Annotated in this window: 25 protein-coding genes, 2 pseudogenes and 1 other annotated feature; of the genes and pseudogenes, 25 read left to right on the top strand and 2 right to left on the bottom strand. The window is 43.5% G+C overall.

What is annotated here, in order from left to right; genetic code table 11:
- The first annotated feature begins 1 nt into the window (after position 1).
- The 13 genes from STRDD13_RS00805 to STRDD13_RS00865 all read left to right on the top strand — a co-directional run bounded on the left by STRDD13_RS00805 (position 2) and on the right by STRDD13_RS00865 (position 14,559).
- The gene (locus tag STRDD13_RS00805) at positions 2–826 is read left to right on the top strand and encodes a LicD family protein (RefSeq protein ID WP_067100595.1); all 825 of its coding nucleotides are present in this window, start codon (positions 2–4) and stop codon (positions 824–826) included.
- A gap of 1 nt (position 827) precedes the next feature.
- Complete coding sequence (locus STRDD13_RS00810; RefSeq protein ID WP_067100598.1) at positions 828–1,550, top strand: IspD/TarI family cytidylyltransferase; 723 nt, start codon at positions 828–830, stop codon at positions 1,548–1,550.
- 2 nt (positions 1,551–1,552) lie between these two features.
- Positions 1,553–2,608 carry an NAD-dependent epimerase/dehydratase family protein gene (locus STRDD13_RS00815; RefSeq protein ID WP_067100601.1) on the top strand — a complete coding sequence of 352 codons (1,056 nt, stop codon included), beginning with the start codon at positions 1,553–1,555 and terminating at the stop codon, positions 2,606–2,608.
- A 1-nt stretch (position 2,609) separates the two neighbouring features.
- On the top strand, positions 2,610–3,548 hold the full coding sequence (locus STRDD13_RS00820; protein ID WP_067100604.1) for a glycosyltransferase: 939 nt from the start codon (positions 2,610–2,612) through the stop codon (positions 3,546–3,548).
- Between the two features lie 17 nt (positions 3,549–3,565).
- A complete protein-coding gene (locus STRDD13_RS00825; RefSeq protein ID WP_067100607.1) occupies positions 3,566–4,924 on the top strand; it encodes a DUF2142 domain-containing protein in 1,359 nt (452 codons plus the stop codon).
- Positions 4,925–4,928: 4 nt separating this feature from the next.
- Positions 4,929–6,350: an oligosaccharide flippase family protein gene (locus STRDD13_RS00830; RefSeq protein WP_067100609.1), complete on the top strand. Its 1,422-nt coding sequence runs from the start codon at positions 4,929–4,931 to the stop codon at positions 6,348–6,350.
- Complete coding sequence (locus STRDD13_RS00835; RefSeq protein ID WP_067100612.1) at positions 6,347–7,183, top strand: glycosyltransferase family 2 protein; 837 nt, start codon at positions 6,347–6,349, stop codon at positions 7,181–7,183. Before STRDD13_RS00830 ends, STRDD13_RS00835 begins: the two co-directional genes overlap by 4 nt.
- Positions 7,173–8,318 (top strand): glycosyltransferase family 4 protein, encoded by a 1,146-nt coding sequence (locus tag STRDD13_RS00840; RefSeq protein ID WP_067100615.1) that lies wholly within the window; start codon positions 7,173–7,175, stop codon positions 8,316–8,318. The genes STRDD13_RS00835 and STRDD13_RS00840 overlap by 11 nt, the downstream gene beginning before the upstream one ends.
- A 122-nt stretch (positions 8,319–8,440) precedes the next feature.
- Complete coding sequence (locus STRDD13_RS00845) at positions 8,441–10,081, top strand: hypothetical protein (RefSeq protein WP_067100618.1); 1,641 nt, start codon at positions 8,441–8,443, stop codon at positions 10,079–10,081.
- Positions 10,082–10,429: 348 nt separating this feature from the next.
- The gene (locus STRDD13_RS00850; RefSeq protein WP_067100620.1) at positions 10,430–10,885 is read left to right on the top strand and encodes a DUF3290 family protein; all 456 of its coding nucleotides are present in this window, start codon (positions 10,430–10,432) and stop codon (positions 10,883–10,885) included.
- Positions 10,882–11,517 (top strand): DUF421 domain-containing protein, encoded by a 636-nt coding sequence (locus STRDD13_RS00855; RefSeq protein ID WP_067100623.1) that lies wholly within the window; start codon positions 10,882–10,884, stop codon positions 11,515–11,517. The genes STRDD13_RS00850 and STRDD13_RS00855 overlap by 4 nt, the downstream gene beginning before the upstream one ends.
- Before the next feature lie 523 nt (positions 11,518–12,040).
- Positions 12,041–13,984, top strand: coding sequence for an N-acetylmuramoyl-L-alanine amidase (locus tag STRDD13_RS00860; RefSeq protein WP_067100626.1), 1,944 nt, complete (start codon positions 12,041–12,043; stop codon positions 13,982–13,984).
- Between the two features lie 107 nt (positions 13,985–14,091).
- Entirely contained in the window at positions 14,092–14,559 is a 468-nt protein-coding gene (locus tag STRDD13_RS00865; RefSeq protein WP_067100629.1) for an EbsA family protein, read from the top strand.
- On the opposite strand, the gene STRDD13_RS00870 is transcribed toward STRDD13_RS00865, so the two are convergent.
- Positions 14,547–14,756 (bottom strand): ferredoxin, encoded by a 210-nt coding sequence (locus STRDD13_RS00870; RefSeq protein WP_067100632.1) that lies wholly within the window; start codon positions 14,754–14,756, stop codon positions 14,547–14,549. The genes STRDD13_RS00865 and STRDD13_RS00870 overlap by 13 nt on opposite strands.
- 48 nt (positions 14,757–14,804) lie before the next feature.
- Between STRDD13_RS00870 and STRDD13_RS00875 the strand changes: the two genes are divergently transcribed.
- The 5 genes and pseudogenes from STRDD13_RS00875 to rplT all read left to right on the top strand — a co-directional run bounded on the left by STRDD13_RS00875 (position 14,805) and on the right by rplT (position 17,337).
- The gene (locus tag STRDD13_RS00875; RefSeq protein WP_067100635.1) at positions 14,805–15,308 is read left to right on the top strand and encodes an SAG1386/EF1546 family surface-associated protein; all 504 of its coding nucleotides are present in this window, start codon (positions 14,805–14,807) and stop codon (positions 15,306–15,308) included.
- A gap of 10 nt (positions 15,309–15,318) precedes the next feature.
- The gene (gene cmk, locus STRDD13_RS00880) at positions 15,319–16,008 is read left to right on the top strand and encodes a (d)CMP kinase (RefSeq protein ID WP_067100638.1); all 690 of its coding nucleotides are present in this window, start codon (positions 15,319–15,321) and stop codon (positions 16,006–16,008) included.
- Positions 16,009–16,022: 14 nt separating this feature from the next.
- Positions 16,023–16,155, top strand: a sequence feature (ribosomal protein L20 leader region).
- Between the two features lie 14 nt (positions 16,156–16,169).
- Positions 16,170–16,694: pseudogene (infC, locus tag STRDD13_RS00885) on the top strand (translation initiation factor IF-3); the annotation flags it as partial.
- Between the two features lie 96 nt (positions 16,695–16,790).
- Positions 16,791–16,923, top strand: a pseudogene (locus tag STRDD13_RS08925) (50S ribosomal protein L35); the annotation flags it as partial.
- A 54-nt stretch (positions 16,924–16,977) separates the two neighbouring features.
- The gene (gene rplT, locus STRDD13_RS00890) at positions 16,978–17,337 is read left to right on the top strand and encodes a 50S ribosomal protein L20 (protein WP_000124830.1); all 360 of its coding nucleotides are present in this window, start codon (positions 16,978–16,980) and stop codon (positions 17,335–17,337) included.
- A gap of 315 nt (positions 17,338–17,652) precedes the next feature.
- Here the strand turns inward: rplT and STRDD13_RS00895 are convergent, their stop codons facing one another.
- A complete protein-coding gene (locus tag STRDD13_RS00895) occupies positions 17,653–19,818 on the bottom strand; it encodes an LTA synthase family protein (RefSeq protein WP_067100641.1) in 2,166 nt (721 codons plus the stop codon).
- A gap of 133 nt (positions 19,819–19,951) precedes the next feature.
- Here STRDD13_RS00895 and STRDD13_RS00900 point away from each other — a divergent pair, with 133 nt between their 5' ends.
- From STRDD13_RS00900 to STRDD13_RS00930, 7 genes are all read left to right on the top strand, one after another.
- Positions 19,952–21,115, top strand: a complete 1,164-nt coding sequence (locus STRDD13_RS00900; RefSeq protein WP_067100643.1) for a class I SAM-dependent rRNA methyltransferase — start codon at positions 19,952–19,954, stop codon at positions 21,113–21,115.
- On the top strand, positions 21,112–21,792 hold the full coding sequence (aroD, locus tag STRDD13_RS00905) for a type I 3-dehydroquinate dehydratase (RefSeq protein WP_067100646.1): 681 nt from the start codon (positions 21,112–21,114) through the stop codon (positions 21,790–21,792). Before STRDD13_RS00900 ends, aroD begins: the two co-directional genes overlap by 4 nt.
- Positions 21,789–22,955 carry a chorismate synthase gene (gene aroC, locus STRDD13_RS00910; RefSeq protein ID WP_067100649.1) on the top strand — a complete coding sequence of 389 codons (1,167 nt, stop codon included), beginning with the start codon at positions 21,789–21,791 and terminating at the stop codon, positions 22,953–22,955. The genes aroD and aroC overlap by 4 nt, the downstream gene beginning before the upstream one ends.
- A 6-nt stretch (positions 22,956–22,961) precedes the next feature.
- Positions 22,962–24,074 carry a prephenate dehydrogenase gene (locus STRDD13_RS00915; protein ID WP_067100652.1) on the top strand — a complete coding sequence of 371 codons (1,113 nt, stop codon included), beginning with the start codon at positions 22,962–22,964 and terminating at the stop codon, positions 24,072–24,074.
- Positions 24,075–24,121: 47 nt separating this feature from the next.
- Entirely contained in the window at positions 24,122–24,460 is a 339-nt protein-coding gene (locus tag STRDD13_RS00920; RefSeq protein WP_067100655.1) for a YlbF/YmcA family competence regulator, read from the top strand.
- Positions 24,461–24,848: 388 nt separating this feature from the next.
- The gene (locus tag STRDD13_RS00925) at positions 24,849–25,823 is read left to right on the top strand and encodes an ABC transporter substrate-binding protein (protein WP_067100658.1); all 975 of its coding nucleotides are present in this window, start codon (positions 24,849–24,851) and stop codon (positions 25,821–25,823) included.
- 11 nt (positions 25,824–25,834) lie between these two features.
- Positions 25,835–26,110: ABC transporter permease subunit (locus STRDD13_RS00930; RefSeq protein WP_443031060.1), on the top strand; the 276-nt coding region annotated here is incomplete at its 3' end.

Raw genomic sequence — 26,110 nt, forward strand, 5'->3', positions numbered from 1 at the left:
AATGAAAAAAATGACAGTAGAGGAGATACGGACAGTTCAACTAGACATGCTGTCTTATATCGATAAACTTGCTCGCGAACACCAGATTGAGTATTCTCTAGGTGGTGGAAGCTTACTTGGAGCCATGCGTCATCAAGGCTTTATTCCTTGGGATGATGATATTGACCTGATGTTAGAGCGCACCCAGTATGAAAAACTGATCCAAGTCTTGGCTCGTCAAGAAAATGAGGACTATAAGATCCTTCACCATTCTACGGAAAAGAATCTCTGGCCTTTTGCCAAGCTCTACCATACGGGGTCTATGTATCAAAGCAAAACGGATCGGATCCATCCTTGGACGGGGATCTTTATTGATATCTTTCCAATGGATCGACTGCCTGAGTCAGCAGAGGATCGAGAACGTTTCTTTAAAAAGGTTCACTCGGCAGCAGCGAATTTGATGTGTACGACCTATCCAAACTTTGCAAGTGGTTCGCGTCGCCTATATGCCTATGCTCGTCTCATCTTGGGCATGCCTCGTTTTGCCCTCTATCATGGGCAGGCAAAAAAACGTGCAGAAATGTGTGATCAAGTCATGATGACCTATGACCAGAAGGATGTTCCTTATGTCGGCTATACGGATTCCCGATACCGGTTGCGAGAGTTTTTTCCTAGAGAGGTTTTTGAGCACTACGAAGATGTGGCCTTTGAAGACTTGAACGTACGAAAAATCAAAGATGATCACGCCTACCTTCATCAACTTTACGGGGAGAACTACATGGAATTACCTCCTGAAGACAAGCGTGAAAATCATAGTTACTATACTTGGTACTGGAAGGAAAGATAAGATGAACATTGGTGTTATTTTTGCTGGAGGCGTGGGATCCCGGATGCGGTCGAAGGGCCGTCCGAAGCAATTTTTAGAAGTGCATAGTAAGCCCATCATTGTGCATACTTTGGAGATTTTTGAAGCTTGTCCGGAGATTGATGCGACAGTTGTCGTCTGTGTAGCGGATTGGTTGGATTACATGGAAAAACTCGTCGAAAAGTTTCAACTCAAGAAAGTACAAGCCTTAGTGCCAGGTGGAGAAACCGGGCAACTCTCTATTTTTAATGGCCTAGAAGCAGCGGAGAAGTTGTCTCGTGGAGAAGAGGATATCGTCTTGATTCATGACGGGGTTCGTCCGTTGATCAATGAGCAAGTTCTGGTAGACAATATTCAAATGGTAAAAGAAAAAGGAAGTGCGATTACGTCTGTTCCTGCCAAGGAAACCATCGTTCTAATCAATGAGGAACAAAAGATCGATGAAGTGGTGGATCGGACGCGCTCTTATATCGCAAAAGCTCCTCAAAGTTTTTATCTCAAGGAAATACTGGCTGTTGACCGGGACGCGATTTCAAAAGGAATTACGAATGCCATTGATTCCAGTACTCTCATGGGGATGTACGGAAAAGACTTGGCGATTGTGGAAGGACCGACGGAAAACATCAAAATTACGACACCGGATGACTTTTACACTTTTAAGGCACTCTACGATGCCAAAGAAAATGCACAGATTTTTGGTTTATAAATATGGTAAGATACAAACAAACGACCGTACAGAAGGATCTGAAAAACATCACAGAAGTAGAGCAAATTGACTGGACCAAACTTTGCAAGAAACGTGTCCTCATCTCGGGAGCAAACTCGATGTTGGCTACTTATCTGATTTATACACTAGCTTATCTCAATGACCATCACCACTTGCAGGTGCAGATTTTAGCTAGTGCTCGCAACATGGCTAAGGCCAATGAACGCTTTGGGGATCTTTTAGGACGTGAGGATCTGGAGCTGGTCGAACATGATGTGCGCCAACCGTTTGCCTATGACGGACCTGTGGACTATATTATCCATGCAGCCAGCAATGCCAGTCCTTGGTTTATCCTCAATGATCCAGTTGGAATCATTCAAGCCAACACCTTAGGGACCATGAACTTGCTTGAGTTTGCTCGAGGCAAGCAGGTCCAAAATGTCCTCTTTTTGTCCACCCGAGAAGTGTATGGGAAGGCGGTCAAGGAAGTCATCGATGAAGAAGCTTACGGTGCCTTTGATATTCTGGAAAGTCGAGCCTGCTATCCGGAAAGTAAGCGAGCTGCAGAAAGTTTGCTACGATCCTATTATGATCAGTTCCAAGTACCCTTTACCATTGCTCGGATTGCCCATACCTATGGGCCAGGTATGGAAGTGGCTAATGATGGTCGGATCATGAGTGACCTCTTGTACAATGTCCTTCAGAGAGAAGATATCGTTCTAAAAAGTGATGGAAGTGCAGAGCGGGCTTTTTGCTATCTTTCCGATGCGATTTCAGGGCTCTTTACCATCTTGTTGCATGGAGAAGTGAGCCAGGCCTACAATCTAGCCAACGAACAAGAACCGATTCAAATTCGTGACTTGGCCCAAGAATTAATGACCCTTTTCCCGGATCGCGGCATGAAACTCGTTTTCGATATTCCAAGTGTAGCCAACAAAGGCTACAGTAAAATGGGACGGACTCGTCTGGATACCCGGAAATTAGAAGCACTTGGATGGAAACCGAGAGTGGACTTGCGGCAAGGGATTACACAGACGATTCAAAGCTTTGAGGAGTAATATGCTACAAACAGCTGTTTTAATGGCAACCTACAATGGAGAGCTCTTTATTCAAGACCAGTTGGACTCCATTCGCAATCAGACGTTACGACCAGATGTTGTTCTGATCCGAGATGATGGATCAACCGATGGCACAGTAGCAGTCGTTGAAGCCTATATCCAAACCTACCAGTTGGAGGGTTGGAAAATTTTGCGAAATGAAAAGAATCTAGGCTGGCGACGGAATTTCCGTCAATTGATGCTAGATGTCTTGGACTATCCTGTCGATTATATCTTCTTTAGTGATCAAGATGATACCTGGTATCTAGACAAAAACCAAGTTCAGGTAGATCAGATGGAGCGCCATCCGGACATGGATTTACTTAGTGCGGATATCGATATTGAAGTTCTTGGGGAGAACGCTACCGTTCCTTCAAACTTTGTCTTTGCCGATCAGGAACAAGTCTTATCCAAATACCCTCAAGACTTCACCTACCACAATTACCGTCAGGGTTGGACCTTTTGTTTGCGAGCATCCTATGTTCGCGAGTTGATGGCGGCTTATCCATCCGACTTAATCGTCTCACACGATAACTTAACAGCAGGTGTAGCAGGAGTCTTAGGGACGGCCTATAACTTAAATCGACCTGTCGGTCTACACAAGCGTCACGGTGGAAATGCCAGTGGCAATATCTTGAACCTCCACAGTAGTCGCCAGCGTCACCTGGACGAATTGTATTTGGTTTTATCTTATTACACCATTTTAGAGGGTGTCATTCGGACCCGTCAACATGAGACAGAAAGCAAAGTTCAAGCGTATCTTCAGTTTAATCAGAAACGTTATCAATACGCTAATGGACGGAAATTCCTTGCAACATTTGGACAAATGCTGACCCAAGGTTCCTTTTATGATAGCCTATCCAATCGCATCCGGGATGCCATCTTTTTATTCAAAAAATAAACATATTAGGAAAGTATATGAACCATAAATTTAGCCAGCTGCACAAGCTCCTTTTTGACTCTAAGAATCTTCATAAAACTTTTCTGGTTGTCGGGCTTTCGCTTACCTTTGTTTTGAGCGTTTTTATGCCTTTTTTCAATGAGCCAGACGGTCAATACCACTTAGCCATATCTGGACGGGTATCCAATACCATTATCGATACCTCTCGCTATGGAGAATACCGAATCGATTCAGGGATGCGGCGTTTAAGTCCTTATTATAAAGACGGGACACTCTTTCAGCATTTTTATGAACGAAAGGCAACCTTTATCACGCCAGAGGAGTTGCCACGAGAGTCCAACTACAGCTATACCAATTTTGTCTATTGGGGACATGTCGTCCCTGGGATTGGGCTGGCGCTTGGTCGGATGATTTATCCTTCCATGGGTGTGATGATCACCACGGCTCGGCTGTTCTCCTCCTTCTTATCGATCCTCGCTTTGGCCTTTATTATAAAGTATCTAAAGAAAGGGAAGTTGGTTTTCTTTGCCGTCTTTCTGAGTCCGGTCGCGCTCAATTCTTTTGCCAGTCTTTCTTATGATGCGACAGGATTTGTGGTTGTAGCCTCCTTTGTCGCTATCTTGATCAATATCTTGGTGGACCGTAGCCTGACTCGGAAGCGGCAACTTTGGCTGGCCTTTAATAGCGTGATGTTGTTGATTGCCAGCAAGCAAAATTATTGGTTGATCCTCTTGCTTCTTCCTTTTGTCTTGCTTCAGGTTGAGACCTCCTTCTTCCAAAAGTGGAAGAAGAGGACAAAGAATGCTTGGGAAATCTTGAAGCAAAAGCGGAGCTTACAATTATTGCTCCTTCTTTTAGTAGGTGTAGCCGTCTATCTCCTAACAAGAAACCATGGAGGGCCTCTACTTGTCCTTCGCCGCTATATCATGACCTTTGGTTATAATTATTCTGGAACAGGGACCTTATCCAATGATATTACTTCCTGGCTGGCAGCTCCTTATCCAAGTCAGAACTTTATCCCTACCTGGGTGGCGGCTGCTTGGTATATGATCTTTTTTGCCGTCCTGTTTACGGAGGAGAAGTTTGTCCGAGAAAAGTGGGTGGGTTTCCTTTTTCTGGCCTTCTTTATCATTGGTGTCATCGGTGTTTTCTATATTCAGTTGGATTATGCAGGAGCACGGACGAGTTATATTGAAGGGGTTCAAGGACGGTATTTTACAGCGACCTTGATCCTCATTCAACCTTTTGTATCTTCTATCAAAGCACGGCTGAATCAAGCAGGGAGGAGGCTTGTTCCCCTAGCTCTGCTTAGTCTGATATTGGTCTCCAATGCCCTCCTCCTTTTTGATACAGTTATTAGTTTATTCATGAGGTAAGAAAATGAAATTACTTAAAAATATGCTGTATAATACTTCTTATCAGCTGTTAACCCTTCTCTTACCCCTGATTACGGTCCCCTACGTCTCGCGTGTGTTGTCACCAGAAGGAGTCGGGATCAATGCCTATACCAGCTCCATTGTCACCTATTTCACCCTCTTGGGAGCCTTAGGGGTCACCTTATATGGGAATCGGGAGGTAGCTTTTGTCCAGAGGAACAAATACAAGCGAAGCAAAGTTTTTTGGGAATTGTTTTTCCTTAAGGCAGGAGCAGTATTTCTTGCATCGGCCGTCTACTTTGTCTTTGTCTTAACAGTACGGGATTGGAAGATTTTTTATCTCTTACAAGGGATCAACTTGTTGGCAACAGCTACGGATATCTCCTGGTATTTCTTAGGGGTAGAAGATTTTAGACGGATAGTGATCCGTAATACCATTGTGAAATTAACGACAGTGGCTCTCACCTTCCTTTTAGTAAGAGGAGAAGGGGACTTGGGTCTCTATATCTTTTTGATTGCCTTTTCAGCACTGTTAGGTAATCTGACAGTCTGGCCTTATTTACGGTCTGAAGTAATCTGGATTCCATTTCGAAATCTGAGGATCCTCAAACATCTCAAGCCCACCCTCTTGCTGTTTTTACCTCAAATTACCATGCAGGTTTATCTTTCTCTCAATAAGACCATGTTGGGAGCGATGGACGGGGTGGTTAGTTCAGGCTATTTTGATCAGTCTGATAAGATTGTTCGCATCCTCTTTACTATTGTTTCTGCCATCGGAGGAGTCTTCCTGCCAAGACTCTCGAGCCTTTTCGCTCAAGGGAAGAAAGAAGAAGCCAAGCAATTATTGCTTAAGTTGATTGACCTGAGCAATGCCATCTCCATCCTTATGATAGCAGGTCTTGTAGGGGTTTCTTCTAATTTTGCGACCTATTTCTTTGGGAATGAATATGCGGCGGTTGGACCTCTTATGGCCGTCCAATCTCTGATGATTATTACCATTTCTTACGGTAGTGCTTTAGGAACCCAGTATTTGTTGGCTTCTAAGCGGACAAGAGCGTATACCTTATCCGCTGTCGCGGGTCTGGTGACCAATGTCCTGGCCAATTTCGTACTGATTCCTCCTTATGGAGCCATGGGGGCTATTATCTCGACTGTTTTGACAGAAATAGTCGTATCTTCCTACCAAGCCATTTCTCTCAGAGATGTCTTTTCATATAAGGAGTTAACTCGTGGCTTGTTACGCTACACTATCGCAGGATTTGCTAGCTTTGCGGTGGTTTATCTAATGAACCAACATATGAGCGTGTCCCTCCTGAATTATTTCTTACAGGCTCTTGCGGGCGGACTTGTGTATCTCGTAATCATCTTTGTCCTTCGGACGCCGGTGATTCGATTAGTGATTGATTTTAGAAAAGAAGAAAAATGAAAATACTAGCTGGGATTGTGACCTTTCATCCAGAATTAGAACGACTCAAAGCCAACATAAACGCCATTCTACCACAGGTAGACCACTTGGTCCTTGTGGACAATGGTTCGGAAAACTTAGCAGAAATTCAATCTCTTGTCCAAGATGGGATGACTCTGATTCCCTTGGGCTCCAATCTTGGAATTGCGAAAGCCTTGAATGAGATTGGTCAATACGCTATTGATCAGTCTTTTGACTGGTTTTTGACGCTGGACCAGGATACGGTTGTCAATGCGAATTTGATGGATCTCTATCGTCCGTACCTTGGTCGGGAGAATACAGGCATGTTGACTTGCCTTTTCCAAGATATCAATAAGGATGCTGAGGAGATTCCTGAGGAGGAAGTGACCCTTGTGGAGCGAGCCATCACATCAGCAACCCTTATGAATACAGAGATTTTTCGCGCTTCTCATCGGTTTGATGAAGTCATGTTTATTGATTTGGTGGATTATGATATCTGTATTCAGTATCTCTTGTCAGGTTATGATATCCTGCGTGTGAACCAGGTTGGATTTTTACATGAGATTGGGAATGCTCAAAAAATTAAGTTTTTTGGAAGGGATGTGTTCACCTATAATCACTCTCCCTTTCGGAAATACTATATCGCTCGAAATGCTCATTACTTGATCAGAAAGTATGGAAAAAATAAATATACCCGGCATTATTCAAGTATGGTACGTGCTGAATTTTTGAAAATTCTCTTTTATGAAAAGCAAAAAGGGAAGAAATTAGGAGCCATTATCCGCGGAGTTCTTGCAGGAAAGAGGATGAACGTAAAGAAATATGAAAAATAGTCAGACCATTGCCTTTTTTTCAGGCTACTATCTTCCATTTTTGGGAGGAATCGAGCGCTATACAGATAAGCTATCAGAAGAGCTTGTCCGCCTAGGATACCGAGTGGTCATTGTCACGACCAACCATGATCAGCTACCGAACAAGGTTGAAGAAGAAGGACGAACCATTTACCGACTTCCATCCAAGAAGCTCTTTCAGCAGCGCTATCCTCTCCTGGATAAAAATGCAGTTTTTCACGATCTAATGAAGCAGATTGAAGCGGAAGAGATTGATGCGGTCATCTGTAATACCCGCTTTCAGCTGACGACGCTCTTGGGGTTACAATTTGCTAAGAAGCATCACTTGCCATCCTTTGTCCTGGACCACGGTAGTAGCCACTTTACCGTCAACAATGCCATTTTGGACTTTTTTGGAGCGATCTATGAGCACCTGCTGACGGCCCGCATTAAGCGGTTTAAACCACGATTTTACGGCGTATCACAACGCTGTTGTGATTGGCTTCGTCATTTCAGAATTGAGGCAGATGGGGTGATTTACAACTCTGTTCCTGCTGATTTGGATCTTCAATTTGCTGGAAAAAGCTATCTTCCGAAAGAAGAGGGACAGATTTTCATCACCTATGCCGGTCGTATGCTTAAGGAAAAGGGCATTGAAATGCTCCTGGAAGCATTTAGTGGTTCCCATTTTCCTGAACATGTCCAGCTTCAAATCGCTGGAGATGGCCCAGAGTTCGAACGATTGCAAGAGCAGTATGCCTCTTCTCAGATTCACTTTTTAGGTCGGCTTGATTTTGATGGGACCATGTCCCTCATGGCCCAGTCTGACATCTTTGTCTATCCCTCTATGTATCCAGAAGGCTTGCCAACATCCATCTTAGAAGCAGGAATCTTGGGCAATGCCATCATTGCAACAGATAGGGGAGGAACAATAGAGGTCATCCATCAAGCGGATCAAGGAATTATCATGGAGGAAACGGTTGCCTCCTTACAGTCAGCCCTGAAAACCTTGGTGGAGGATGATACCTTACGAAGTCGGATGCAAGATGCGATCCACCAACGGGTCAAAACCAATTTTACCTGGACAGTGACGGCAGAAAAAGTAGCGACCCTCTTAGTCGATTCGGCCAATGATTAGTCAGTTTACAAGGAGATAAAGGTGAAGTTTGTTGAGAAAGAAAAATATCGCTATGGGATTTTAGCGATTTATTCTATTTTTTTGTAGTTCTATCTTATATTGCGATTAATTACCAGAGTCGTGTGGTAGACTATGGCTTTCACTTAACACGGATCGTTGGATTAGCCCAATCAATCCGACATGGGGACTTTCTACCCAATATCAACCATCTTTTTACTTATGGAACGGGCTATCCTACCCCGATGTTTTATGGCAACTGGGCTTTGTATCTACCAGCCTTGGCTTTTATCCTAACGAAGTTAGGAACAGTGGCCTTTGCGGTTTATACCTTGCAGATTGTCCTTGCGACGACCTTTTCCGTCTATTATTGCTTCTCAAAGATGACTGGACATCGCAAAGCCAGTTTTTACGCGGCCATCCTGCTTCCTATCGCCTATCCCTTATTTGGCTATGGGATGACTCTTATGGTCCCTCTCGTCCCCTGCTTGCTTTACGCCATCCACCGTGTCCTCTTTCAGAAGAAGTACAATCCCATCCCTTTAGCTCTTGTGATTGCACTTTTAATCCAAGGCCATATCCTATCGACAATGATCTTAGCGATTACGTCTATTGTTGTGGTTCTGTTCTTGATCCGAAAGTTGGATCTAAAAGGGATCCAATCATTTGTGACCTCCCTGGTTATTGGTTTGCTTTTATCAATTGGATTTATCCTCCAATTCTTGGAGCAGGCCCGTTCTCAGCAGTTCTTTTATGAATGGAAGACGCGAGACTTTCCCTTTAAAACGACCTTTACAAGTTCAGAAGTGAAGTCTCTTTTCCAGACTCTACTAGATCTGTTTTTCAAGTTTAATGTGAATGACGCATCTTCTTACTTGAAATGGCTCCTCTTTGCTTCCATGTTTTGGCTCTTCTTCTATTTTAAAAAGTGCAAACCCTTTACCAGGGTTTTGCTGGGAACCTCCCTTATCTTGCTTCTTGCAACAACCAATCTATTGCCCTGGACCAGCGTTTTAAGACACACCTTTTTAAGTGCCCTCCAGTACCCCAATCGCTTGATATTCTTTGTTCCGATTTTCTTACTCTTGGCACTCGTAAATGAAGGGAAAGAGCGCTGGTTACGCGGGATGCTTGTCGTGATCGTGCCGGTCTATCTCTTTATGATTCTCACAACTTATCACTTCCAAAATAAGGTGGCCCTGGATTATATGCGGGAGACCAATCGCATCATGTCAGAAGCTTATGTCCAGATCCCGGCTCTCAAAGACTACCTCACTCCATCAGGAGATGAGTACTATACGATTGATGTTCACCATAAGGAAATCAGGGATCGGGATACCCTGGTCAAGTTTGATGAACTCAACAATGCCACCGTTCGCAATATTCGCTATCAATACAATCGCCTGAGCTTTGATATTCAGCTTCAGGATCCTAGAAAGGAAGCCGTCATCGTCCTTCCTAAGATCTGGTATAAGGGCTATCGAGCGACTTATTCAGCTGGTGCTCAAGGTAGCCAACCAGCCCTAGCCACAAGAAAAAGAAGCCAATCTTCTTTATTAGGCTGGCTAGAAAAAGGGATGAAGGTAAAGGAAAGCCAAGTCTTATACAATGGTAAAATGCGTTTGACCGTTACAAAAAGCGGACATGTAGACATTTATTATCAAAAGACCTGGTTACAAACGATTGGTTTCGTCCTAGAAACCGCAGCTTGGATTTTCCTCGCCTTTATCCTATGGAAATATAGGAAAAAGTCCCAGAGGGAATAAGAAACGATCAAGATGACAGAGAGAGCATTCAAAAGGATTTCCCGTCTATTTCGATTGGATAGCGTAGGATACGTTGTTGCGAAGTTTGGAAAGTAAACTATTCAAAATTGATTCAGAACTTCCAGAAAAGGAGGAGCTGAGTCTTTTTTATGAAAGTCAGAATCGTTCAACGTTAGGGCAAGGAGAGTAGGGAGGTGTTCTACATCGGAGGTCATCCAATCAGAATGGTACATTTATTTGTGACGCGATTACTGGTTAGCTAGAGATCTATTCTCTCGCGGATTGATTGAAAATATCCTCTCTTTCATTTATAATAAAAGACGATTTTATGAAAAGGGGTAAATGTAGATGAAATTCTACTCGTACGACTATGTTCTCAGCCAAATCAGCCTACAAAATAATGTAATGGTTGGCATGCAAATTCTTCTATTGGTTGTAACGGGATTTTTTGCATTCAAGGCCTATCAAGACAATCGGGGAACGAAATTCCGTGAATTAGTAATGATTTCAGCCCTGACCTTGCTGGCCTTGCTCTTGATAACTATCTCAAATTTTCAGGACAACCAAGCATCGAATAATCAATTTCAAACTTCCCTTCATTTTATCGAAGTAGTGTCAGGGGATTTGGGGGTAGACAAGGCTGATGTCTATGTGAATACCTCAGCGACGACTGACGGAGCGATTCTCAAGGTAGGAGATAATTACTATCGTGCCATGAATGGAAGTGAACCGGATAAATTCCTATTAGAAAAAATGGAACTCTTTAAAACAGATGATATTGAATTGGTGGAGGTGAACAAATGACCCTGGATTATCTGGATATCTTAATCAAACTTGCCCTGGGCCTCTTTTCGCTCGTTATTGTGATTAACGTAACGGGAAAGGGAAATTTGGCGCCGAACTCCGCTACTGATCAGATTCAGAACTATGTACTAGGTGGAATTATTGGTGGGGTGATTTATAATAGTGGCATTAGTATTCTACAGTATGTGGTCATCCTGATTATGTGGACTATTTTGGTCTTGACGCTCAAGTGGCTCAATAATCATGTTCGTTTTGTGAAGCAGGTCATCGATGGGAAACCAACCCTTCTGATTCGAAATGGAAAAATTGACCCAGAAGCTTGTCGAAGTGTCGGTTTATCAGCCTCTGATGTTGCACTTAAGCTACGGAGTCAAGGTATTTTCCAGCTAAAACAAGTCAAACGGGCTGTGCAGGAGCAAAATGGGCAACTCATTGTCGTACAGATGGGGGACGAGAATCCCAAATATCCTGTCGTAACAGATGGAGTGATTCAGCTAGAAGTGCTAGAATCTATTGGACGTAGCGAGGAGTGGCTTCTTGATAACCTCAGTAAACAAGGATATGATAATGTCGCTAATATCTTTATTGCTGAGTACGACAAGGGCGTGGTAACCGTCGTGACATATGAATAAAAAAGGTGAACTGGGGGATCTTCTGAAGTAAAAAAATGCATGGAAGATTCCTTTTCATCATTCAATGCCTTCTCAAACCGTTTAGGAAGACGGTTGCGAATCGGATTCAATGAGGCTGGGACAAAAGTCCTAGCCTCTCCATAGTTTTTGGATGGTCGAGCAAGACGCAGTGGTTGAGTGGGCTCTACTAGGCTGATCTCATCCGCATTTACAGCCTGACTCAACTGTGGGGAGGTGGAACGACCAAATCGAATTCGAACGAATGACCGATTTCTGTCCCACTCTCTTTTTTCTCACAGTGGGCCTTCTTGGGTCATTCCTTTCCTTGTCACGTTCTGTGATTCGCTTTCGTTTTTCTAAAGCGCTTTGCAGAAACAGAACTTAAAAAACGTTGTTTCCGTTTGAAGAGGTTGCAAGACCTCTTTTTTTGAGCCTTGCAGTCGCTCGTAAAAAATGATACGATAAAGGATATTTATGGAAAGTTTGGCTTCCTGTTGGAAGCCGTAACGAATGAAAGGGAGAAATGAAAAAAATAGGATCACACAAGGCCTATGCCTTATATGCGAGTCTTTTGCTAGCTACGATTGCAAATGCCCCAGCTGTATTAGCAGATCAAGGGACGACAGACGAGACGAGTACACCTGTCTCTGTCACACAAACTTCTAAGACAGAGACCGAATTGGATAAAGTTCGGACGGAAGCAAGAAATAGCGAAGGACAAAGCCTAGCTGCACCTGTCACGATTGCCGAAGAACCTGTCGCAGTCGCACCTCATACTGAAAAAAACACGGAATCTGCGAGTTCGGAATCCCAAACAAGATCCGACTCCTCCCAGACGACCAGACAAGTGCCGTCATCTGCTGAACGTCCAGTCGCTCAAGGGCAAAGAGTAGAAGAGCAAAAGCCCGTTCTCACCTATAGCAGTCACGTGCAGAATATCGGGTGGCAAAAGGAAGTTTCAGAGGGACAAACTAGTGGAACGGTTGGCCAATCCAAGCGTGTGGAGGCAATCAAAATCCAAGTCCAATCCAAGGATGGTGGCGTGCGTTATCAAGCTCATGTCCAAAATATTGGCTGGCAAGACGTGGTGTCCAACGGACAAGTCGCTGGAACCATTGGTCAGTCCAAGCAAATGGAGGCCTTTAACCTGCAACTGACAGGGAACCTTCTTGTGCAGTATGATCTTTATTATCGCGCCCAGATTCAAAATAAGGGCTGGCTAGGTTGGGCAAAAAATGGAGAAAATGCAGGAAGTCAAGGGCTAGGTCTTCGCTTAGAAGCCTATGAAGTCCGCTTGGTGAAAAAGGGGACGAGTGCAGGCTTCAGTACCAACGGTGCTTTTTTAACCAATCTGCCTGAGAAAAAGGACGTCCGCATCCCCCAACCAGGTGTGTTTTATAAGGCTCATGTAAAAAATGTTGGTTGGCAAACGGCTGTCTCCAATGGGCAGGTAGCGGGGACCGTCGGAGAATCCAAGCAAATGGAAGCCCTCGTGGTGTCCTTGACGGATGTATCTCATGGAACGATTGAAGTCAAAAGTCATGTCCAAAATATCGGCTGGCAGAACTATGTGACTGGTGGAAAAGAAAGCGGGACAACTGGAAAAGGACTTCGGGTGGAAGCCCTGCAAATGCACCTGACCGGAGAATTGGCCCAGCACTATCGCGTAGCCTATCGTGTCCATGTTCAAGATATTGGTTGGCAAGATTGGGTTTATGAAGATCAAATCGCGGGGACCATCGGTCGGTCCAAGCAAATCGAAGCCTTGCAAGTACAAATTGTCAAGAAGGAGGAGCAGCTGGCCAACACCATTCCAGTTGTCAAACCTGCTCAAAAGGGAGCATCAGCCTCCCAAGGAAATTATAGTGTCCTCAATCGGGTGATCTATTTGGATGCAGGACATGGCGGGAAGGATCCAGGAGCGGTTGCCAATGGACTTCTAGAGAAAAACTTGAATATGGCCATCCAAAACAAACTAAAGACGCAATTAGAACGAAAAGGCTATAAAGTAGTGACCACACGGACAACGGACTCTTTTGTGGACTTGTTGGAACGCTCTCAAGCTGCCAATAAGAGTCGTGCGGATATCTTTATCAGTATCCATTTCAATTCAGGTCCAGCATCGTTTGAGGGGATTGAGACCTATTATTACCAAGCCTATGCGGAATACCCTTCTAAAATCAATGCAAGCTATCATGTCAATCCAGAGCGGATGTCTCGAAGCGATGCCCTTGCTCAAGCGATTCATACCCATGTCGTGCGCCAATCCGGTGCCAAAAATCGTGGCGTACAACGCAACACCTTCTCTGTGTTGAGAGAAACCACTGCTCCTGCTGTTCTACTTGAGTTGGGCTATATGTCCAATTCGTCAGAGGCCAAGAAAATGGCCACTAGTGCTTATCAGGACAAGTTGGTTGCTGGGATCCTTGCCGGAGTGGATGCCTATTACAAACAATATACATTATAGAAAATGAAAAGTTACTGATAAATTTCAGTAACTTTTTTCTGTTTTTCAAACTGAAAACTAAGGAATTTTTCTTTTTTTATGCTAGAATAAGTAGAGGAGGCCTTCCGATGATTAAAATTTTTGGGAAATACCGCTATCACTGGCAACCAGAATTAGCCTGGTCCATGATTTACTGGTGTTTGACGCTCATGATGCTCTTTATTCCATTGGCGATTTTTTTTGAAATTTCCTATATCAGCACAACGATACAGCAGTTTTTGCTGGCCTTTTTAGTGCTGGTCATGCTAGGAGTTCATCGATATTTTGTCATTAAAGATGATGAGTTACAGATTTCAACGGCCAATCCGTTCAAGACGACCAAAATTCCCGTCTCTTCTATCCACAAAGTAGAAGTCAGAAAACAAAATGTGACGATTTTCTCGACGGATTATCCGGATGGGATGATTTATCGGATGCGCAAATGGCCCAAAAAATATTTTATCAATGCCTTGACACTGACGGATAGTTTTCAAGGGGAAATCGAGTTGAGTGATGGGAAAGAATTTGATTATTTTTCTGCCTATTATTTAAAATAATCTCGCTCAACTTCGATAGCTCGCGTCGGACATGACTTTGCAGCTTCCATGATGGCTGGAGTTAGTGGGACATCGATCTCAAGTTCTGTTGATTCTGAAAAAATAACGATGCCATCATCGTCATAGTCAAAAACAGTTGAAATCGTTTGGCAAAGCCCGCAGGCGATGCATTTTTCAGGAGTCAATTTTACGTTCATATTTTTATTTTAATGCTTATTTTACAAAAAAACAAGGAGAACATACCTATGTCACAAGAAACACAAGAGCCATGGAACGAAGAAGTCGTTTCACAAGAAGCATCTAGAAGAAGTCGTCGTCGAAAAGGGCGCGATATCAATACCCTTATTTTTACGATATTAGGGATCGTTTTTCTTGTGATTGTAGTGGTCATGATTGGAATCGCGGTCTACCTCTCTTCAAATGGAAGCCGAACATCTTCCAATGATGGCTTCTTCAACTCCACGAATGCCAGCAGTAATGAAGCAGCTATTGCCAGCCAAAGCAAATCATCTGTGGCTTCTAGTACGACCTCATCTTCAACTTCAACAGCCCAGTCGACAGCTGCGAGCAGTTCTTCCTCAACGGTTGCTTCAAGCGAAGGGACAATCACCGTCAATGCAGGTGAAGGGGAAGGATCGATTGCGGCGCGTGCAGGTATTTCCATTGCAGAATTGGAACGTTTAAATCCTGAACACATGACGACTGGATCTTGGTATGCCAACCCAGGTGATGTTGTTCGAATCAAATAGGAGTAGAAGTATGAAGCCCCTACAGATTGCGATTGATGGACCTGCTTCTAGTGGGAAATCGACGGTTGCCAAAATTGTTGCCCGTCAGTTCGACTATACCTACTTAGATACAGGAGCAATGTACCGTGCAGCCACTTATATTGCCTTGCAAAATGACCTTGGACCGGAGGATGTGCTACAGCTGCTAGATTTGTTGGATCGGTATCCCATTAGTTTTGGCCGGGCAGAAAGCGGAGAGCAACTCGTCTTTGTGGGAGATGTGGAAATTACACATCCGATTCGAGATAACCAAGTAACGAATAATGTGTCCTGGGTGGCTGCTTTAGCACCTGTTCGGGAGAAACTGGTCAAGATGCAGCAAGAGATCGCAAGCCATGGCGGGATTGTCATGGATGGTCGTGATATCGGGACGGTCGTTCTGCCACAAGCCCAGTTGAAAATCTTTTTGATCGCTTCAGTCGAAGAAAGGGCAGAACGTCGCTTTAAAGAAAATCAAGCCAAAGGCATTGAGACCGATTTAGAAACCCTCAAAGAAGAGATTGCGCTTCGAGACTATAAAGATAGCCACCGAGAGGTGTCCCCTTTAAAAGCGGCTCAAGATGCGCTCACCTTTGACACAACAGGAGTATCGATCGAAGGAGTTGTTTCCTTTATTACAGAAAAAGCAAAAGAAATCCTTGACAAGCAAAAGCAATCATGATAATATAGGTGTATTGAGAAAAGCAGAAGTGAAAGCTTCTCGCCTTGCGACTAACGTTGTCTGGCTCTACAGGAAAAGATTTCTTTTAAAGAAAGATTAGATGTGGAGAGCGGACTTGTGTATACAGGTCCGCTTCGTTTTTCTCGAAAAATAAAAAAGAGGTGAAAACCATAGCAAAGCAAGATTTGTTCATCAATGATGAAATTCGAGTGCGTGAAGTTCGTCTGATTGGGATTGACGGCGAACAGTTGGGTATTAAACCATTAAATGAAGCACAAGCGATTGCTGATGATGCGAATGTTGATTTGGTCTTGATCCAACCGCAAGCGAAGCCACCTGTTGCGAAAATTATGGACTATGGAAAGTTCAAATTTGAGTATCAGAAAAAACAGAAAGAACAACGGAAAAAACAAAGCGTTGTGACTGTGAAAGAAGTGAGACTGAGTCCGACCATTGATAAAGGCGACTTTGAAACCAAACTTCGAAATGCTCAAAAGTTCCTTGCAAAAGGAAATAAAGTGAAAGTGTCTATCCGATTTAAGGGTCGGATGATTACCCACAAAGATGTTGGAGCAAAAGTACTGGCTGAGTTTGCTGAAGCGACACAAGATATCGCAATCATCGAACAACGTGCAAAAATGGATGGACGTCAAATGTTCATGCAGCTCGCCCCCATCTCAGAAAAAAATAAGAATTGTAAGATAGAAGGAGTATATCATGCCAAAACAAAAACACACCGTGCATCAGCTAAACGTTTTAAACGGACAGGTTCAGGTGGATTGAAACGCTTCCGCGCCTTTACGTCACACCGTTTCCACGGAAAACGAAAAACAACGTCGTCACTTGCGTAAAGCAGGAATGGTACATGCTGGTGACTTCAAACGTATCAAGTCCATGTTGACTCAAATGCGTTAATCAGCTGGAAGTATTGGAATAGACTATTAAAGGATTTATTGGAGGAATATAGAAATGGCACGTGTTAAAGGTGGCGTTGTTTCACGTAAACGTCGTAAACGTATTTTAAAATTAGCTAAAGGTTACTATGGAGCAAAACACATCTTGTTCCGTACTGCAAAAGAGCAAGTAATGAACTCTTACTACTATGCATACCGTGACCGTCGTCAAAAGAAACGTGATTTCCGTAAATTGTGGATTACACGTATCAATGCAGCAGCTCGTTTGAACGGACTTTCATACTCACAATTGATGCATGGTTTGAAATTGGCTGAGATCGAAGTAAACCGTAAAATGCTTGCAGACTTAGCAGTGAACGATGCAGCAGCTTTCACAGCTCTTGCAGATGCAGCTAAAGCAAAACTTGGTAAATAATTAAAAAGGATGGGGGAACCCATCTTTTTTTGCTTGTCCTAAAGTCACACAGGAATCCCCTCGAGCTGCTTGTTTACTCTTGGAGAATACACTAGCCCAGTCAGTATATTTGGATAGCTGTGTCTATGAACTTAACGGAGTCCTTATAAAAGGTCATCCGTCAAGTCTTACCTAAGCTCTGTCTAGGATAAGAAAGGTTTCAAACATAGCCTTTCAACTTGTCTCTCTCTTTAAAAAAATCCCTCAGTTCACTAATCAAGAACTGAGGGATTTGCTTGAGATGATCCTTTTTTCGTCAAAAGGATACTAGAAAGACTAGTTGGAGCTCGTAGAAGTGCTAGACGAAGTGCTGGAATCCGGGTTGAGTTCCTGGTAGGTCGGAGACTTGAACAAATCCACCGTCGACTTGCCGAGTTGGCTATAGAGGGAGGTTGATTTTTTTCCACGCTCTTGTTCTGTGGCTATTAAACGCTCCATTGAATTTTGATAGTTATAGTCTTCTGGACGGATAGGATTGATTCCATTGTTCAAGAAACGCAGGAGATCACCTGTTTGCACTGCATCACTCATCTTCAGTTGAGTCGCTGCAGCAGTTTTGGCAGCATCAATTTCTGCTTGTGTCGTTTCGTCTGGATTTGTAATTTCTTCTCCAGTTTGCGTGTTGTAAATGCGCTCCGCATAGCTGGTAAATTTCGGTGTAATGTAGGTGTCACTATTTCGAAAAGCAACGACTTGTTGATTGTCAGGCGAGAGCAAATCTTGTCCCATTTGGATAAAGTTGCTCGAATCAATCCCCAAGATATGCTCTAAGGTCGGAAGGGCATCCACCTCTCCTCCATAGGTGCTAACGATATGCCCCTTGTCCATTCCTGGGACAACGACCATATATGGCACGCGTTGCATCATAGCATTATCGTATTGTGACCAGGTTTCCGTATTTTTGCCAAGAAGAGGAGCGAGACTCGGATTACGAGAATTGGAAATACCGTAATGGTCCCCATAAAGGACAATCACAGAATTTTCATAGAGGCCCGCCGCCTTGAGATAATCAAAGAAATCTTTGACAGATGAATCAAGGTAATTGGCAGTTGAGAAGTAACCGTTTATGGTGACGTCATCTGTTGTGGCATAAGGGAAACCAGTCTCGGACCCTTTCAAATTTCCATCAAAAGGATAGTGATTGGTCACCGTGATATACTTCGCATAAAAAGGTTGTTGGAGACGTTCTAGATATTTGATGGAGTCATGGAACATAATCTTGTCATTCAAGCCATATTCGAAGGAGTTTTCGCTTGTCGCTTCAGAAAAATAGGATTGGTCAAAGAAATAATGGTAGCCCCATTGTTTGTAGGCATTGTTTCGGTTCCAGAAGGTCCCTTTGTTTCCGTGGAAGACAGCGGAGTCTTGATAACCGTATTGTTGGAGAATGTGTGGTGCAGCCTGCTGGGTATTGGATCCTGCGTACTGTACCATAAAGGAGCCTTCTGGTAACCCAAAGAGGGAATTCTCAAAAAGCGTTTCTGCATCAGAGGTTTTACCTGCTTTAACTTGGTGGAAGAAGTTAGAAAAAGCAAAGGTTTCTTTTGAGTGGTAAAGCGAGTTTAGAAACGGAGTGACTTCATACTCTTTACCATCTGATTGGAGTTTAAAGTCGATGAGAAATTGTTGGAAACTTTCCAAATGAATATAGATGACATTGCGTCCTTTTCCAATTCCGAAGTATTCGGGGTTTGGTTTTGCATAATGCTGCTTGACATATTCTTGAACAGTCTTTAAATCATCAGAGTTCGCTTGCATCCGCGTTTGTTGTGTCTTGTAAACTTGGTTTGCATTATAAGCGATAAAAGCTGGTAATCCTAAGGAACGGACGACCTGGGTATTGGAGAATCCCCGACTCAAAAGCTCGGGTCTTTCCATCTCGGCGATAAATAAGTTTCCGGTAAAGAGCATAGCTGATAGAGCCGTAACTGCAAAACTGGCACGTTTATTAAAGGGACGTTTGTCTGTCTTAAATTTCTTCCGCACCAAGAGATAACCAAAGAAGACAAAGTCTATCAGATAAAACAAATCTGTTACGTGAACCATTTTGAAGACCATATCTGAAATTCCTGCCGAAACACTGGAACTGGCCATCATGGTGGAGATGGTGATGTAGTCTGAGAATTCTCGGAAATAAATCACGTTGGCAAAGAGCCAACCAAACAAGGAAAGATAGATAAGGAAGGACAACCAATAGAAGATTTTTGTATTTTTTATGTAGAGAGCAAGCCCAATTAATAACAATCCAAGAGGGATGGGATTAATGGCTGCAATGAACCACTGGAGATGGCCTTGTCCTGTTTTGGTAAAGACAATTTCGAGGTGGTTGAAGTCAATAATATAGGCAAACAAGGTCTTCGCCCAATAGATGAGAACGAGAGCAAGGACAAAACCGAGTCTCGTTTTAAAAAAAGTAGAGATTTTTTTTAATACATTTTTCACAATTGAACCCCATTCTATACTTTTCTTTTCTTAGATAATCAACTCCATTATACCACATTTTTATAAAGTAAGAACTGGAAAGGGTGCTGAGTTTAGTTTGTGCCTTAAGAGGGTTTTTGGTATAATCATAAGTATGAAAACAATCAAAATGAATCAGGCAGCAGAAAAAAAGATTCAGCAAGGAATTCAATTGCTCGATGTTGAAGACTTGGCATCGGTTCAGTTGGAAAATGAAGTGGTAGAATTGCTGTCTGAGACAGGAACGAGCTTAGGGATGGCTTATCTGTCTAGGGAAAATAAGGGTGGAGGTTGGCTGATTTCTGAGAAGGTCCGACCTCTGGATCAGGCATTTTTTATCCAATTATTCCAAAGGGCGCGTCAGAAGAGGAGTCGTTATGAGGAGTCTGGTCATACCACGGCTTATCGGCTGTTTAACCAAGATGGAGATTTTTTCGGAGGCCTAACGATTGATCGTTATGGCGACTATGCGCTCTTTACATGGTACAATCCTTTTGTTTACCAACTGCGGCAACGAATCGCCGATGCTTTTTTTCACGTCTATCCGGATGTGAAGGGAGCCTATGAGAAAATTCGGTTTCAAGGAGTAGACTATGAGTCCGGTCATCTTAGAGGGGAAGAAGCGCCAGACCAGTTTTTGATCTTAGAAAACGGTGTTTCCTACCAGGTATTTTTAAATGATGGCTTGATGACGGGAATTTTTCTTGATCAACATGAAACGAGGGGACGCTTGGTGGATGGTCTTGCGGCTGGGAAATCCGTCCTCAATCTTTTCTCTTATACAGCAGCCTTTTCAGTAGCTGCTAGTATCGGAGGGGCCACTTCGACGACGTCAGTTGATTTGGCCAAGCGGTCCAAGGAACTGTCCATGGCTCATTTTGTGGCAAATGGCCTCCCACTAGACCCTCATCGTTTTGTGGTCATGGATGTCTTTGATTATTACCGATATGCTAAGCGACATGGCTTAAGCTATGACCTGATCATTTTAGATCCTCCAAGTTTTGCTCGCAATAAAAAGCGACGTTTTTCTGTCGCAAAGGATTTTCATATATTGGTTGCAGAAGCTGCTGATTTGCTAAATCCAGAAGGTATCTTGATCGCCTCAACCAATGCGGCCAATCTTCCGATCCATAAGTTTAGAAAGCAGATTGAAAAAGGGTTGCAGGGTCATGCTTTCCAAGTCTTGGAGAGTGATCGCTTGCCTGCGGATTTTTCTATCAATAGTAACGATGAAAGAAGTAATTATCTAAAAGTAATTACAATCAAGGTGAATAAATGAAAATAGTTCTTCCAATTATGCCTCGATCGATTGAAGAGGTGGCCAGTATTGATCGCGAAAAGCTAATGGATGCCGATATGATTGAATGGCGGGCGGATTATCTGCCGAAAGATCAAATTTTGTCAGTTGCGGCAGCGGTATTTGAATTGTGTGCCGGTTTAGAGGTCATCTTTACCATCCGGACACGTGAAGAGGGTGGCCAGATGACCATCTCGTCTGAGGAATATGTTGCCTTAATTAAGGAAGTTGCGCATATCTACCAGCCAGATTACCTGGATTTCGAATATTTTACCCACAAAGACGTCTTCTCTGAAATGCTGGAATTTCCCAACCTCATCTTGTCCTACCATAATGTGGAAGAAACTCCAGAAAACTTCATGGAGTTAATGTCTGAGCTGACCAGTCTTTCTCCTGCTGTCGTCAAAATGGCGGTCATGCCAAAAACAGAACAGGACGTTCTAGACATGATGAATTTTACGAGAGGATTTAAGACCCTAAATGCAGAGCAAGTCTTTGTGACGGTGTCATTGGGAGAATTAGGGAAAATCTCCCGTTTAGCCGGTCACATCACGGGGTCTAGTTGGACCTATGCTAGTCTGGAGGAAAACAAAGCCCCAGGACAGATTACCATCAGCCACATGAAACAATTCTTACAAGTATTGGAGACAAAAGAATGAGATACTTAACAGCGGGTGAGTCCCATGGGCCTCGCTTAACAGCGATAATAGAGGGCATTCCAGCTGGTTTGTCCCTATCGGCAGAAGATATCAATCAGGAGTTAAAGAGGCGACAAGGTGGCTATGGCCGTGGTGGTCGGATGAAGATTGAAAGTGATCGCGTGGACATCTCCTCGGGCGTTCGTCATGGCAAGACAACAGGCGCGCCGATTACACTTTCGGTCATCAATAAAGATCATGAAAAATGGCTGGATATCATGTCTGTAGAGGATATTGAAGACCGGCTCAAATCGAAACGTCGCATTACTCATCCTCGTCCAGGACATGCGGATCTGGTCGGAGGAATGAAGTATCGTTTTTCAGATTTGCGGAATTCTCTCGAGCGTTCATCTGCTCGTGAGACGACGATGCGAGTAGCAGTTGGAGCGGTTGCGAAGCGCTTGTTGGAAGAGCTACAAATAGAGATGGCCAATCATGTCGTCGTCTTTGGTGGAAAAGAAGTTGAGGTACCGGATCGTCTGACTGTTTCTGAGATCAAGTCTCAAGCAGGTCAGTCTGAAGTATCGATTGTCAATCCTAAGCGAGAACAAGAAATTAAAGACTATATTGACCAGATTAAGCGCGATGGGGATACCATTGGTGGAGTGGTCGAGACAGTGGTCGAAGGGGTCCCAGCAGGCTTAGGTTCCTATGTTCATTGGGACAAAAAGCTAGATGGAAAGATTGCACAGGCCGTTGTGTCCATCAATGCCTTTAAAGGGGTTGAGTTTGGACTTGGATTTCAAGCAGGTTCTTTAAAAGGAAGTCAAGTCATGGACGAAATTATCTGGAGTGAAGGAGAGGGCTACAGCCGTGGCAGCAATCGCTTAGGTGGCTTCGAAGGCGGGATGACCAATGGCCAACCCTTGATCATCAGAGGGGTCATGAAGCCGATTCCAACTCTCTACAAGCCTTTGATGTCTGTTGACATCGATACTCATGAGCCCTACAAAGCAACCGTTGAGCGCTCAGATCCGACGGCTCTTCCAGCAGCTGGTGTAGTGATGGAAGCTGTCGTAGCGACTGTTTTAGCTCAGGAAATCCTGGAGAAGTTTTCATCCGATAATCTGGAAGAATTGAAAGTGGCGGTGGAACAGTACCGTACTTATGTAAAAGAGTTTTAATACGATATGCACCATACGACGAACCAAGTCTTTATCATTGGTCTAGGCCTTATCGGATCATCGCTTGCGCTGGGAATCAAACGGGATCACCCAGAGGTCACGACCATTGGCTATGACCGATCAGAGCGGACGCGCACTATCTGCTTAGAAAAAGGAATTGTTGATCACGTAGTAGACTGCTTGGATGAGGGCTTAACCAATGCGACTGTCATTTTTTTGGCCGTTCCAATCAAGGAAACCGTGGAGATGATAAACTATCTAGCTCAAGCTGATTTGAGGGAAGGTGTCCTGATCACGGATACTGGATCCACCAAGCTTGAAATCGTCGCAGCAGCAGAGAAGGAGTTGGCTTCGCGCGGGATTTCCTTTATTGGAGGTCATCCCATGGCGGGGAGTCATAAGTCTGGTCCCCTTGCAGCCGATGTCAATCTATTTGAAAATGCTTATTATATCCTGACGCCCACTGCAACTACGCCGGTGGAAGAGCTGGTTTTTTTAAAGGACCTCTTGAGCGGATTACATGCTCGTTTTATCGAAATTCAGGCAGCTGAGCACGATCGGGTGACCAGTCAGATTTCCCACTTTCCGCACGTTCTTTCGGCTAGTTTGATGGAACAGGCCAGTCATTATGCAGAAGGACATGGCTTGACCAACCAGTTTGCAGCTGGCGCCTTTCGGGATATGACACGGATTGCTGAGAGTGAGCCGGCTATGTGGACAGCGATCCTTTTGTCCAATCAAGAAGCCATTTTAGATCGGATTCGGGACTTTCAAGCACGGTTGGATCGAATTGCCCAGCTCATTCAAAATGGAAACCAGGAAAGCATCTGGAATTACTTTGACAATGCACGTTCTCGCCGTCAAAGTATGGAAATCCATAAACGGGGTGGGGTCGAATCTGGCTTTGATATCTTTGTCAATGTTCCCGATAAGGAAGATGTCATTCTTTCTATTCTCGAATTGTTGCGGGGAACTTCCCTCGTCAACATGCATATCAATGAAGAAAACCGAGAGGATATTGATGGGATTTTACAAATCACCTTTAAGAATATCAAAGACAGAGATACTGCAAAGCGCTTGATTGAAGAAAAAACGAGTTACCAAGTGACTGTAAAATAGCCTTGTATGGCTGGAGACAAGATGGAAAAATATAAAAGGAGAATCACATGACACAAAATATATACGATATAGCCAACCAGTTGGAAAGAGCGATTCGTGAATTGCCGGAATACCAAGCTGTCGTAACAGCGAAGGCGAAGGTAGATGCAGATGCAGCCTCTAAGCAAATCTTGGAAGACTATGTAGCCTTTAATCAGGCACTTCAGTTGCAGTTGCAGTCTGGTCAGATGCCCGGAGAAGAAGAGCAAGCAAAAATGCAAGATTTTCAAGGAAAGATCCAGAGTCATTCGGACTTGATGGAGTATTTTAATAAACAACAACAGCTATCTGTTTATGTTGCAGATATTGAAAAGATTATCTTTTCGCCTCTTCAAGACTTGATGTAGGCGAGAAATCCACCTATAAATGAGGGAAAAGCCTTAAAAATCGGATTTTTCAAAAAAATGTTTGACAAATCATCTTGAATACGTTAAGATGGGTATATTAAATTGAAAGTGACCAGTTAAATGAAGCAGATCCAACATATGACTTCTACCCGATTTTATTACTTTAGCTTTATGAGATAGTGTTTGTTCTATTTTGAGATACAAACACGCTACAACAACTTGTTTGTATCTATATGGCTAAAGTTCTTTATGATGGGTCCATGTAGATGTATATCTAAATGGGTCTGCAGTATACTATCTGTTTTTGTATTCTTCTATCCGTTTAGATATTCTAGACGGATTTTTTGTTTTTCCAGTTACGCTTTTAAAGAATGAAGGAGATATCTTTATGAAAATTCTTAAGAAATTATTGGCTCCGACCTTAGTTGTTGCAGTCCTTTTAACTTCTTTAACGCTTTTGCACATCAGTAAAAGCAAGCGCTCCACAACGAAATTCCGCATCGGGATTTCTCAGTATGTTGCCCATGTTTCGTTAGATGCTGCTAGAGAAGGCTTTATCGATGAATTGGCGAAAAATGGCTATATAGATGGAGACACGATTGAACTTGACTATCAAAACGCCCAAGGAGAGCAACGAAATCTAAAGACGATTTCAAAGCAACTGACGGAGTCCAGTGACCTGGTCCTAGCGATTGCGACACCCGCAGCGATTAGTTTGCAGGCTACGAGTAAAGAAGTCCCTATTTTCTTTACGGCTGTTACGGACCCAGTTTCCTCAAAGTTAGTGGAAAATGCAGATCAACCAGATGGGAATCTCACAGGAACGACAGACAAGTCTCCAGATATGCAGGAAAAACAAATAGATTTGCTTAAAGAAGTTCTTCCTAAAGCCAAGACCGTTGGTATTCTATATACGCAAAGCGAGTCTAACTCAGTCATCCAAAAAGAAAGTGCGGCAAAACTTCTAAAAGAGAAAGGCTACCAGGTCGTTGAAAAGACCATTTTGGATAGTAACAATGTCAAGGCTGCAGCTGAGAGCCTCATGTCAGAAGTGGATGTCGTCTTTATCCCGACAGACAATACCATCGCCTCTACCATGTCGACCTTAAAACAATTATCCTTAAAATACAAGGTTCCAATTATTGGCGGAGCGACAGGTGATGTGGACAATGGGGGACTTTATACCTATGGAACCAACTATGAAGAGTTGGGGCGTCAAACAGCCCGGATGGTCATCAAACACATGAAAGGCAAGACGATCAAAGATCTGCCGGTTGAAAATCCAGAAAAGCTGGTGGTTCATATCAATAAGGATATGGCCAAGGAATTGGGAATTGATATTTCAAGTATAGAAGGAAAATAGGAGAGAAGAAGATGGATTTTATTTTAGGAAGCTTAGCCGAAGGGCTCATGTGGTCCATTATGGCGATTGGAGTGTACTTGACCTTTCGAATTCTCGATATCGCGGATATGACGGCTGAAGGGGCCTTTCCCTTGGGGGCTGCTGTCGTGGCTTCGCAAATCACTGCTGGGACCAATCCATGGATCGCGACCTTTTTAGGATTTTTAGCTGGGATGGTTGCAGGATTTGTATCCGGATTTCTTCACACAAAGATGAAAATTCCAGCCCTCTTGACGGGGATAGTGACC

Source organism: Streptococcus sp. DD13 (assembly GCF_001578875.1).
Taxonomy (GTDB): Bacteria; Bacillota; Bacilli; order Lactobacillales; family Streptococcaceae; genus Streptococcus.